At 39.4% G+C, this 11,514-nt stretch carries 8 protein-coding genes; 1 reads left to right on the plus strand and 7 read right to left on the minus strand.

The window, feature by feature from the left end; genetic code table 11:
• Window positions 1-12: 12 nt before the first annotated feature.
• The 6 genes from cysD to OQX63_RS06855 form a co-directional block, all read right to left on the minus strand.
• Window positions 13-918 (minus strand): sulfate adenylyltransferase subunit CysD, encoded by a 906-nt coding sequence (gene cysD / locus OQX63_RS06830; protein ID WP_265850152.1) that lies wholly within the window; start codon window positions 916-918, stop codon window positions 13-15.
• Between the two features lie 146 nt (window positions 919-1,064).
• Window positions 1,065-1,766, minus strand: a complete 702-nt coding sequence (locus OQX63_RS06835) for a phosphoadenylyl-sulfate reductase (protein ID WP_265850153.1) — start codon at window positions 1,764-1,766, stop codon at window positions 1,065-1,067.
• Between the two features lie 2 nt (window positions 1,767-1,768).
• A complete protein-coding gene (locus tag OQX63_RS06840; RefSeq protein WP_265850154.1) occupies window positions 1,769-3,280 on the minus strand; it encodes a TSUP family transporter in 1,512 nt (503 codons plus the stop codon).
• Window positions 3,264-4,034 carry a uroporphyrinogen-III C-methyltransferase gene (cobA, locus tag OQX63_RS06845; protein WP_265850155.1) on the minus strand — a complete coding sequence of 257 codons (771 nt, stop codon included), beginning with the start codon at window positions 4,032-4,034 and terminating at the stop codon, window positions 3,264-3,266. The genes OQX63_RS06840 and cobA overlap by 17 nt, the downstream gene beginning before the upstream one ends.
• Before the next feature lie 103 nt (window positions 4,035-4,137).
• The gene (locus OQX63_RS06850; protein WP_265850156.1) at window positions 4,138-6,228 is read right to left on the minus strand and encodes a HEPN domain-containing protein; all 2,091 of its coding nucleotides are present in this window, start codon (window positions 6,226-6,228) and stop codon (window positions 4,138-4,140) included.
• A 737-nt stretch (window positions 6,229-6,965) separates the two neighbouring features.
• The gene (locus tag OQX63_RS06855; protein ID WP_029275042.1) at window positions 6,966-7,412 is read right to left on the minus strand and encodes an RrF2 family transcriptional regulator; all 447 of its coding nucleotides are present in this window, start codon (window positions 7,410-7,412) and stop codon (window positions 6,966-6,968) included.
• 216 nt (window positions 7,413-7,628) lie between these two features.
• Here OQX63_RS06855 and OQX63_RS06860 point away from each other — a divergent pair, with 216 nt between their 5' ends.
• Window positions 7,629-8,849 carry a metallophosphoesterase gene (locus OQX63_RS06860; protein WP_265850157.1) on the plus strand — a complete coding sequence of 407 codons (1,221 nt, stop codon included), beginning with the start codon at window positions 7,629-7,631 and terminating at the stop codon, window positions 8,847-8,849.
• Window positions 8,850-8,980: 131 nt separating this feature from the next.
• On the opposite strand, the gene OQX63_RS06865 is transcribed toward OQX63_RS06860, so the two are convergent.
• Window positions 8,981-11,416, minus strand: a complete 2,436-nt coding sequence (locus tag OQX63_RS06865) for a TonB-dependent receptor (RefSeq protein ID WP_265850158.1) — start codon at window positions 11,414-11,416, stop codon at window positions 8,981-8,983.
• Window positions 11,417-11,514 lie beyond the last annotated feature (98 nt).

The following is an 11,514-nucleotide window of genomic DNA, read 5'->3' on the forward strand; positions in this document are numbered from 1 at the left end:
CACACGTCTCTCTTAAAAATATCCTCCCTTTTTCCTGTCTTCCATTGCGGCTTCAGAAACTTTGTCGTCTAAACGTGCACCACGTTCTGAAATTTTGGAGGCGCTGATTTCTGAAATAATATCGTCGATCAAGAATGCATCCGATTCTACCGCAGCGGTGCAAGACATATCGCCAACAGTACGAAAACGAACCTGTTTGCGTTCAACAATATCCTCGTCATCCATATTTAAAAACGGAGAAGCAGCCATAAGCTGTCCATTTCTGGTAATTACATCGCGCTCGTGCGAAAAATAAATGCTAGGAAGTTCTATTTTCTCCCTGCGGATGTAATTCCAAACATCTAATTCTGTCCAGTTACTGATCGGAAATACACGGATATTTTCACCTTTATGAATTTTACCGTTGTAAATGTTCCAAAGTTCAGGACGTTGGCGCTTTGGGTCCCATTGACCAAATTCATCGCGGACAGAGAAAATACGCTCCTTTGCCCTAGCTTTTTCTTCATCTCTCCGTGCTCCACCAATGCAGGCATCAAACTGATATTTGGCAATGGTATCAAGCAAGGTTACCGTCTGCAAAGCATTTCTACTGGCATTTTTACCAGTCTGCTCTACCACTTTACCCTGATCAATAGATTCTTGCACTGAACCAATAATTAATTTTTCGCCAATTCTTTCTACCATTTGGTCACGGTAGGTAATGGTTTCTTCAAAATTATGTCCGGTATCTATATGTACCAAAGGAAAAGGAAATTTCCCTGGACGGAAAGCTTTTTCTGCCAAACGAACCAAAGTAATTGAATCCTTACCGCCCGAAAATAACAGCGCCGGTTTTTCAAACTGGCCTGCTACTTCACGCAATATGTGAATAGCCTCAGCCTCTAGTTCGTCTAAATAATCAAAATTATATGTACTCATTATTAAGTATTGTCTTGTTACTAAAAATTGTTGTAAAGTTGAAAGGTTTGAAAGTTGAAATGTTGTATTTATTTTCTGACACTATAATTTACACTCATCCATTTCACATCTTATATCTCCATCTTACCTCTTCCATTTTACATCTGCTAAGAAGCTGCGTGTAAGCCACATTCCTTTTTGCTCTGGTCTTCCCACCACCATCTTCCGGCCCTAAAATCTTCCCCTGGCTGTACAGCTCTTGTACACGGAGCACAACCTATACTAGGGAAACCTTTATCGTGCAAAGTGTTGTACACAATGTTGTTCTCTTTAATGTAAGTTTTTACGTCATCCAAAGTCCAATCGAAAATAGGATGAAATTTGATCAAATGATTGCCTTCGTCCCATTCTAAATCATGCATATCCTCGCGGTTGGCACTCTGATCTGCCCTAATGCCTGTTATCCAGATTTCGTTACCTTTCAATGCTCTTTTTAAAGGTTCTATTTTACGGATGTAACAGCATTCTTTCCTGTTTTCTACCGATTCGTAAAAGCTATTGGGGCCCTTTGTATTTACCATATCCTGTAACAGTTCGTTCTGAGGATAATAGGCATGAATGGGTTTGTTGTAAATTTCTAATGTACGGTTCCAAACGTAATAGGTTTCTGGAAACAAACGTCCGGTTTCTAAAGTAAAAACCTTGATCGGAATATTATTGGCAAAAATTAAATGAGTAATGGCCTGGTCTTCCCAGCCAAAACTGGTCGAAAATATAATACGGCCGGCGTATTGATCTGCCAAAAATTTCAGTTTATCAATGGTACTTAAACCTTCCAGTGCTGCTTTGATCTCCTCTAAGTTCCCCATCACTAAATTAATTTTAAAATAAACATAATTACACTCCTTAAGCTTACAATCATCACAATAATCCCCACAGCAACCATAATGGTTTTTGCCGAAATTTTGTTGGATACTTTTGCGGCTATTGGCGATGCGATTGCGCTACCGATAATTAAACCCACAACTGCTTCCCAGTGTTTGCCACCCAACATGGTAAAAAAGGTAAGCGAACTTAATGTGGCAATAAAAAAGCGACTGATTTTTACCGTTCCCAAAGAAAACAAGGGATGCCTGCCACCTGCAATTAAGCTTGATAATACGATTGAACCCCAGCCGCCGCCAAAGGCAGCATCGATAAAACCACCCACAAAGCCCAATAAACCAATTTTTTTAATTTTTTGATCAGCTTTTTTACGCTTGATATTAAAAGCTTTCATTAAAATAACAGCACCCAGAAATAGCGTGTAAATGGCAACAACTGGTTTAACATAACTGCTATAATGCTCTAATGAAGAGAGAATGTAGGCACCTAAAACTGCCCCGATTATGGCAGGAAGAATTAAAATTTTAAATAACTTCCAATTTACATTACCCATCCGGTAGTGCATCCAGCCTGCAATTCCATTGCTCATCACTTCCGAAATATGGATGGCCATACTTGCTGATGCGGGAGGTAAGCCCATGGCCAGCGAAAATGATGCGGTGGTAACACCATAAGACATGCCGATTGCACCATCTATTAATGCGAATAAAAATCCTGCACCCAAAAACCAGTAGAATAATGGATCAATATTGATCAAAAACGTTTGAAATTCTGGCTCGGTGTTCCACAAAGAAAATCCGATAGCGCAAACGAGTAAAACTGCAGCCGCCCAGATTAACCATTTAATATTGCGCTCGGCAAAACTCTTTTTAGGATTAATTAAACTTTGGGTAACCTTATTTAGTTTTTTAACTTTTGCAGAAAAATCGCCGTTTAAGGTTTGGCGCAAAGCACTCATATTTTGCAAGGTCTCATCAAGCTCTGCTGGTAAACCTTCGTTTAAAATCTGCTTTAAACGTTTGGCGATGGTTGGCGATTTACCGTTTGTAGAAATGGCAATCTTTAAATCGCCCTTTTGAACGATAGATCCCAGATAGAAATCGCAGAGTTCTGGCTTATCGGCCACATTGATCAACAAACCACGTTCGTGCGTCACCTTTCTGATCTCATCATTTAAAATATAGTTATTGGTTGCCGCAAAAACGATATCAATATCATTCAGGTCTTCTACATCAAAACTTTTTTGCTTAACTTTTATCAGCGGATAATTTGCAACAAGTGCATAAACCTCCGGCGATACCGTTTCTGCCACAATGGTAATGGTAGCACTATGGCTGTTATTTACAATAGCGGTTAACTTCTCCAGCCCAATATTTCCTGCTCCAATTAATAATGTACGCAGCTTGTTCAGCTTTATAAAAACCGGAAAAAGCTGGTTACCTTTTTCCTCCTCAGAAAAAGACGCTGCATCATAAGGTTGGTTAGGCAATACTTGCATATTGTTTAATTAATTGCTTAAATGATGGGTGTAATGATACAACTTCTCCAAAAATTAATAAAGCAGGTGCTTTAATATTTTCTTGCTGTACCAAACTTTCTATGGTTTCAACCATGCCAACAACTAATTTTTCATCTGCTGCAGATCCATTCTGCACTACTGCAGCAGGTAAATTGTTCTTGCCTTCAGCTTTAAAAATCTCTACAATTTTAGATAATTTTTTAAGTCCCATCAGTACTAAAACCGTAGCTTTTGATTGTGCTGCCTGATAAATATCAGCCGAAACTTCTCCAGAAGTGGTGGTTCCGGTAATTACCCAAAAACTTTCACTCATGCCGCGGTGCGTAACCGGAATCTGCTGTAAACCCGGCACACCGATCGAACTTGAAATACCCGGAATCACACTTACCGGAATACTATATGATGCTGCATAATCCAACTCCTCATATCCCCTTCCAAAAACAAATGGATCGCCACCTTTTAAACGCACTACGTGACCATAGTTTAACGCATAATCAATCATTAATTTATTGATGGTATCCTGAGGATAAGAATGCTCACCAGAACGTTTTCCTACATAAACTTTAATGGCTTCTGCAGGAGCATGCTCCAATAAAGCTTCGTTGGTTAAAGCATCATACAATACCACATCAGCAGTTTGTAATGCTTTTACCCCTTTTAAGGTTAATAAATCCGGGTCGCCAGGACCTGCGCCTAAAAGGGTTATTTTTGATTCTTTATTTTGATTAACCATGTTTCTTTTAATTATTGAATTTTGAATGACTGGATGAAGAGTTGTTTGGCGCATGGCGTTTAGCGTCCGCAGTTCTCAAATCTCATATCTATTGTCTCAAATCTCATTTCGCTAATACCGCTCTTTTCGCTTTAATCTGATTTAAAAATTGATTGGCTTCTTCAAAATATTTCTTTGCAAACTCAGCCGTTGGTTCATTTTTATTGATCTGTAAAACCAGGTCAGAGAAATTGGTTGGTAAATCAAATTCGCCGGTTTCTACATAATGGTTATCAAACTCACGGATCACGCCAACTTGTGTACTGCTGTTTACACCTTTATCCAACAATAATGATTTTGCTGCACTTACAAAAGTTGCATAGGTATGGTAAATGGCATCGGCATAAGCACCATTATCTAAATTCTGTTTTGCCCAACCGAATTTTTCATCCGCTTCTAACAGTAAAGTAGCCACTAAATCGATCACTACACCTGCACATTCTCCAACACCAATAGCGGTTACAAATTCTTCAACATGTCCCCAGTCTACAAATTCTTCTGTCTGCAGGTTTGTTAAATCGGCTAGTGGTTTTAATAATTGATAAAAATGGTCTTTACCTTTTCGATCATAATATTGGTGGAAATTTTCATCAGCCAGGTTGTTGGCTTTAAAATCGTTTAAAATATAGTGTAAAACACTTGTTGCTCTTTTAGAAGGAACTTTGATTACGCGTTCTGCAACACGACCAACACCATTACCAACCGTACCACCACCAAGCATAACCTGTACAGCAGGCACCACTTTCCCTTCGGCTTTTACTGAACTCCCATGGAAACCAATTTCAGCCAAGCCATGCTGACCGCAAGAGTTCATGCAACCACTAATTTTGATCTTGATGTTTTTTTCATAAATAAACTCTGGAAAATCGGTATAAATTACTTCTTCCAAAACTTCAGCAAGGGTCATCGAGTTCGAAATACCTAAATTACAGGTATCGGTTCCAGGACAGGTGGTAATATCGGCTAAGCTATCAAAACCTGCTGTGGTAAAACCGATTTTATTTAAAGCAGTATACAGAGACGGTAATGCTTCCTTCCGTACAAACTTGAGCAGTAAGCCCTGATTCTGGGTAATCCTGATTTCATCAGCCACATATAATCTGATGGCGTCAACAAACGCTCTTGCCTTATCTGTTTTGATATCACCTACCTGAACTTTTACATAAACGCCATAAAACCCGGTCTGTTTTTGCTCAATCACGTTAGTGGCTAACCAATGTTTGTAATGGGCTTCGTTTAATATTTCTACCGCAGGATATTCTTGTTCTAAAGGTAACGTTGGCTGAGGTATTGTATTAATATCTATGTTAAAGGTTTTTACTTTGTTCGCGATACGCTCATCAGCTACCAAACGTAGCACTTCATCTAAGCCTAGTTTCTGAACCAGGTATTTTAAACGTGCTTTGTTTCGGTTCGTACGCTCGCCATAACGGTCAAAAACACGAAGAACAGATTCGGTAAAAGGGATTAACTGATCTTCAGGTAAAAATTCGTGAACGGCATTGGCCAAAAATGGCTGTGCACCTAAACCACCGGCAAACAATACTTTAAAGCCACGTTCGCCATTTTCGTTAATTTTTGGAATAAATCCTAAATCGTGAATGTAGCTAAATGCAGTATCTCTATCGCTCGAAGAAAAGGAGATTTTAATCTTTCTACCCATTTCCTGACAGATCGGGTTACGCAAAAAGTAAGCAAATACCGCTTGTGCATAAGGTGAAACATCAAATGGCTCTTCAGCATCGATTCCAGCATTTGGAGAAGCGGTTACGTTACGTACGGTATTTCCACAAGCTTCACGAAGTGTAATATCATCCTGTTCCAGTTTAGCCCAAAGCTCTGGCGTACGGTCTAAACTTACATAATGAATCTGGATATCCTGACGGGTTGTCAAGTGCAGGTTACCGCTTCCATATTCATCGGCAATATCGGCAATGCGCAACAACTGTTTAAAAGTTACCTTCCCAAAAGGCAATTTAATCCGTACCATCTGCACGCCAGGCTGCCTTTGTCCGTAAACACCGCGGGCCAAACGGAGGCTCCTAAACTTTTCGTCGTGGATGGTTCCATCTCTAAAAGCTTTAATCTTATTCTCTAAATCGATGATGTCCTGCTCGACAATCGGATTTTCGAGTTCTGTTCTGAAACTTTGCATATGTGTTGTTAGCTTTATTCAAAAAATGCTTCCCTGTTACCGAGAAGCATTCCATATTTTATACATAAAATTATCTGTAGGCTCCTGTTACTGCGTTTTACAACAACAGCACATCATTTGCTTAGCGGTTAACTGGTTAGGTATAAAGTTGAAGTTCATACGTCAAATATATAAAGTATATAGGAATAGTCGTAATTTATTATGAAAAAAATTACGATATCTTGTTAAACCTCGTAGGTTTTAGCTTTAAAACCATCTTGAACTTGTTTCAGGATCTATTTCCTATGGCTGATTAATAAACTGCCAATTGAAAAATGAAAGTTATTAATCGAAAACTGCCAACTGAAAACCGAAAACTGCCAACTAATTTGGGCGTTCCCCAAGGATCGGGCTTTGCAGGGCTGCGCTTCGCTCCGGTACCGATGAAAAATCGGTACTGAATCCTTACAATCCCTAACGCTTAATTATTGCAAAAAATGACCAGACTTCGGAAATTACGTACATTCTACTTCTTTGAAACTTCGGAAGTCTTTACGTTAAATAGTCCTCGTTTGTAACGAGGATTCACGAGACTTGCATTTTTAATGCAATAAATAGTACATCGGTGGCGATAAAATCTAGCGCTAACGATTGTTCTAACGAGAGTTGAATAATTTATCGTTTACAAACGATAGAATCATGTAGCTATTGGTGCACTCGTTTGGAAACGAGCGCAAGCATTATCGAGTAAGTAAATACTATAAATTAACGATACCGATCTTCAGGTTATCCTCACGACCGATTACATCTGCAATGCTCGTTTCAGTTAAAACTTTTAGCGTAGCATCCCTTACATCAATAAAGGCACTTCTAATGCCACAGGTTTTCTCATCCACACATTCATCACATTTGTGGTAAAAGTTTAAACTCGCGCAGGGAACCATCGCAATAGGACCATCAGTTACGCGCATTACGTGTACCAATAAAATCTCTTCGGGTTTTTTATTGAGGCTATAACCACCTCCGGCACCTTTTTTACTGTACAAAAAGCCGGCGTTACGCAGATCGAGCAGAATCTGTTCTAAGAATTTTTTAGGAATATGCTCCTCCTCTGCAATTTTCGAAATCTGCATTGGTGGTTTATCTAAATTTTTACCCAGCGCAACAAGCGCTTTTATGGCATATTTTGTTTTTTTGGATAGCATATTTGTACAAAGCTAATAAAAGAAAGTAAATTATAAAATATGCAACAGTAAGTAGATTTTAATTCATCATACTATCATATTCATAAATATAATGCATAATTATGATGATTGCTTTAATCAAAGAAGCGTAAAAATAACCAACCATCGTAACAGTAGATGATTCTCTGCGTTTAAATTCTATTTTTACCCCCCTATTCTGAATTACAGATTTTAATAATGAAAAGAAAACTCAATCTATTGCCGCTCCTAATAGTTGCAATAATATTTTTTGCACTCAACGCTTATGTATTATCTGGCCTGGGTACCATCAATCAATCCAGTCTACTCAGTCCAATTTTTTGGGTATTTATTATCGGCTTAACTTTTGCCTTATTTTTTGCCATTCAGCAAATGCGGATTCAGGGCATCAATAAGTTTTTCCAGATCGTTAGTCACGCTTTTCTGATTATTTTTGCCGCAGAAATTGTATTTGCCTTTTTTCTCCTGCTTGGCGATGTTTACCGCTTATTAATTGGCTTTGCTACTAATTTTGAACCTGGCGGATTCCATATAGCTGGCCGTAGCAACTACTGGGTCGATTTTGCCTTTGTAATGTTCTGCTTAACCATCGCTTTATTTGCTTACGGCATTACCCAGGGGAAATATGCTTACCGGGTGATTAAACACACTTTATATTTTGATGATCTGCCTGCAAGCTTTGATGGTTTTACCTTAACGCAAATCTCTGATGTGCATGCCGGGAGTTTTACCAACCCAAAAGCGGTTCAGAAAGGGATCGATATGATCAATGCGCAAAAAAGCGACCTGTTTGTTTTTACCGGTGATTTGGTCAACAATGCCGCTGCAGAGATTGTGCCTTACATCGGCCATTTCTCACAGATTAAGGCCCCTTTCGGACAGTTTTCTATTTTAGGTAACCACGACTATGGCGATTACATCAAATGGCCAAGCGAAGCCGATAAAATCCAGAATTTAAACCAGTTAAAAGCATACCACGAAGAACTGGGATTTAAGCTTTTGCTGGATGAACATGTTGAATTGCATAAAAACGGCGAGAAAATTATTTTGGTCGGAATAGAAAACTGGGGCGTCGGTTTTGGGGAACGTGGTGATCTCAATAAAGCACTTCAAAATACGGGGGTGAACGATTTTAAAGTTCTTTTATCTCATGATCCTTCTCATTGGGATGCACAGGTAAAAAATTATCCTTCCAAAATCCAATTGTCGTTGGCCGGCCATACCCACGGTATGCAGTTTGGCATCGAAGCTTTTGGGATTAAATGGAGCCCGGTAAAATACCGTTACAAACATTGGGCAGGCATTAAAACCGAAAATGGCAGGTATTTAAACGTAAACAGAGGTTTCGGTTTTCTGGGATTTTCGGGCCGGATTGGGATCTGGCCAGAGATTACGGTAATTGAATTGAAGAGGAAATAAACAACAATGCCCCAAATTGGGACATTATTGTTTAGGTGATCGTCATTCCCGCGCAGGCGGGAATCTTAACGCTGCTTGCAAGCCTGGCTATGGCATTACGATTCCCAATCAAGTTGGGAATGACGAACCACTTAGTAATTAAGCGTATAAGTCAAGTTATACGTACGGCCACGGCCTGCATAATAAAACGTTTCCGGTTTAGCCAAAGCCTGGTACAAAAATACCGAACGTTGACTCCAAATGGTCTGATAATTTTTGTTCAACAGGTTTTGTACACCAAATGATAAACTTCCGGTAAATAACTTTACTGATCCCAATAAATCAACAGTGGTAAAGCCTTTTAACTCATTTTGCACCACAACATTTCCAACTGTAGCATAACCTTTCGAATCAAATGAATGGAAAGCCTGGGCTTTTATACCAAAAACTTTTCCGTTATAACCCAGGTAACCTGCAATTTTTGACGGACTTGCAACAGTTACATCCTGTAATGACCATGTACCATCGGCATTTTGTTTTTGTGTTTTGATGTACAAACCGTTCATGCCAGCTTCAAAACCATTTTTCAGGTTTAATGATAGCGAACCTTCAACACCTAAATTTCTCACATTTTCATCGAAAACTTCAATATTGAATGTGCTGTTGGTTTTTACATTTTTATCAGATAAGGCATAAAAGCCAGCTACCTGCGCATTAAATACTCCTGTGCGGTAACGGTAACCTGCTTCGTATTGTGCTGTTTTGATACCGGTTAAAGGAGAACTTCCCACATTAATTGAGTTGCCTAAATTATAGTTGGTACCAACTAAAGTATAAGTACCCTGTCCGTAATATTTAGCTGGATCTGCCAGGTTAAATCCCTGCGAATAATTAACCCATGCTTGTTGAGCTGCGTTGATTTTAAATACCAAACCACCATTTAATAAGTTTACATCATAATGGTTTTCACCACCAGTAATAGCCGTAGCGGTTCTACCTACACCATAAGCCAAAGGTACAGAAGCGGTAGTACCTACAAAATCGCCAACTTTAACAAACATACGTTGCTGACGCACACCTCCCGACAGACTTAAAAAGTCGGTTACTTTAACCTGTGCCTGTAAAAAACCAGATAAACCATTTACCCTAAAGTTTGGGTAACGTGCAATAGTAGCCACTGTAGTATTATTTAAACCACCAGATGCAAAGGCTTTTGCCCTATCAAACAAAGCTTGCCGCGCGTTAAAATTCTCGTGATCTGCATCAATACCGTATGTAAGATTCAGTCTATTCCAATCTTTATTCAATACCAGTTTTAAAGCACTGTAATTGGTGTTCTGAATGGATGAACCACTGTAAAGTCGCTGTGGTATAGCCGCTTGCCCCGGGAATGGGTGAAAACTAAACTGCTCATTCCTGGCAGCTGCCTGTACATACAAAGTTTGTCCGCCTAAGATATCGCTTGCCTGATAATTGGCATTAATGTTGGCTCTGCTTGTTTTTGGGTCAACATCTGATGAATAACCATTTCTCATTTCTAAGAGTGCCGGATTTGATAATAATCCCCCATAATTTGCACCCAGGAAAAGGTCTTTATCGCCACGGTAACCCGAATTGTAATATTGAGCATTCACTGATAATTTTTGATAATCCGTTAATTTAAATTCGGTACTTCCGAAAAAATCGAACGATTGGTTATATTGTAAATCGGTTTGAGTAATATCAGTAAAAATCTGCTTTCCATCTGCGCCATAGGCTGCATTGTTTTTTTGAAAAGCCATTCCAATACGCCCGTTCCAATCTTTGCTACCGCCAGAAATAGCCTGTGCTACGCGTACATCATGATCGCTTTTTTCCTTCAAACCACTGCGTACACCAACCTGTGTAGTAAAACTGGGTTGACTATCCTGCCCTTTTTTAGTGATGATATTGATGATACCACCTGTTGCGCCACCGCCATAAACCGCGCTTGCACCAGATAAAACTTCAATTCTTTCGATATTAAATGGATCAATAGATTCGAACTGACGGCTTACACCACGCGTGCTATTTAACGAAACACCATCAATCATCACCAATGCATCTCTGCCACGTTGGTTCTGTCCGTAATTGGTACGCCCCTCCGGGCCGGCATCCAAACTCGGAATCAATTGCGCCAAAGATTGTTTAAGTGGGATTCCGGCTCTGGCCTGTTCCTGGATTTTTGCACCATCAACTACCCAAACCGTGCCCGGTATCTCACTTATTTTGGTCGGTTTACGCGATGAAACCACCACAACCTCCTGCATATTAGCGGTAGGGCTTAGATAAAGCGTGAGGTTAACCGTCTGATCTTTAGCCAAACTCACTTTCTGTAGTATGGTGGTATAGCCTACGTAACTAACCTGTAATTGAAAGGAACCTTCGGTTAACTTTAGGTCAAAGCTACCATCAGCAGCCGTGGTTGCCGAAGCATTTTTACCCTCAACTTTAATATTTGCTCCCGCAAGTGGAGCCGTTTCGCCTATTACCTTTCCAGTAACCGTTTGCGCTTTACCGGTAAAAATAAATCCACCGATGAGGATTGCAATTAAGTATAGATTTTTCATTCTTATTTATTTGGTGTGTACGGTATTATTTTTTGCGCAAAGCAATAATTTATTTAGATTAAATCCAAATAAAATTTTTAATTTTTTATATTTTCTTA

The sequence above is a fragment of the Pedobacter sp. PF22-3 genome, from assembly GCF_026239555.1.
Taxonomy (GTDB): domain Bacteria; phylum Bacteroidota; class Bacteroidia; order Sphingobacteriales; family Sphingobacteriaceae; genus Pedobacter.

Excerpts from the sequence above, each read along its gene's own strand:
- cysD (WP_265850152.1), bottom strand. The coding sequence starts at position 918 with ATGAGTACATATAATTTTGATTATTTAGACGAACTAGAGGCTGAGGCT.
- OQX63_RS06835 (WP_265850153.1), bottom strand. The coding sequence starts at position 1,766 with ATGGGGAACTTAGAGGAGATCAAAGCAGCACTGGAAGGTTTAAGTACC.
- OQX63_RS06840 (WP_265850154.1), bottom strand. The coding sequence starts at position 3,280 with ATGCAAGTATTGCCTAACCAACCTTATGATGCAGCGTCTTTTTCTGAG.
- cobA (WP_265850155.1), bottom strand. The coding sequence starts at position 4,034 with ATGGTTAATCAAAATAAAGAATCAAAAATAACCCTTTTAGGCGCAGGT.
- OQX63_RS06850 (WP_265850156.1), bottom strand. The coding sequence starts at position 6,228 with ATGCAAAGTTTCAGAACAGAACTCGAAAATCCGATTGTCGAGCAGGAC.
- OQX63_RS06855 (WP_029275042.1), bottom strand. The coding sequence starts at position 7,412 with ATGCTATCCAAAAAAACAAAATATGCCATAAAAGCGCTTGTTGCGCTG.
- OQX63_RS06860 (WP_265850157.1), top strand. The coding sequence starts at position 7,629 with ATGAAAAGAAAACTCAATCTATTGCCGCTCCTAATAGTTGCAATAATA.
- OQX63_RS06865 (WP_265850158.1), bottom strand. The coding sequence starts at position 11,416 with ATGAAAAATCTATACTTAATTGCAATCCTCATCGGTGGATTTATTTTT.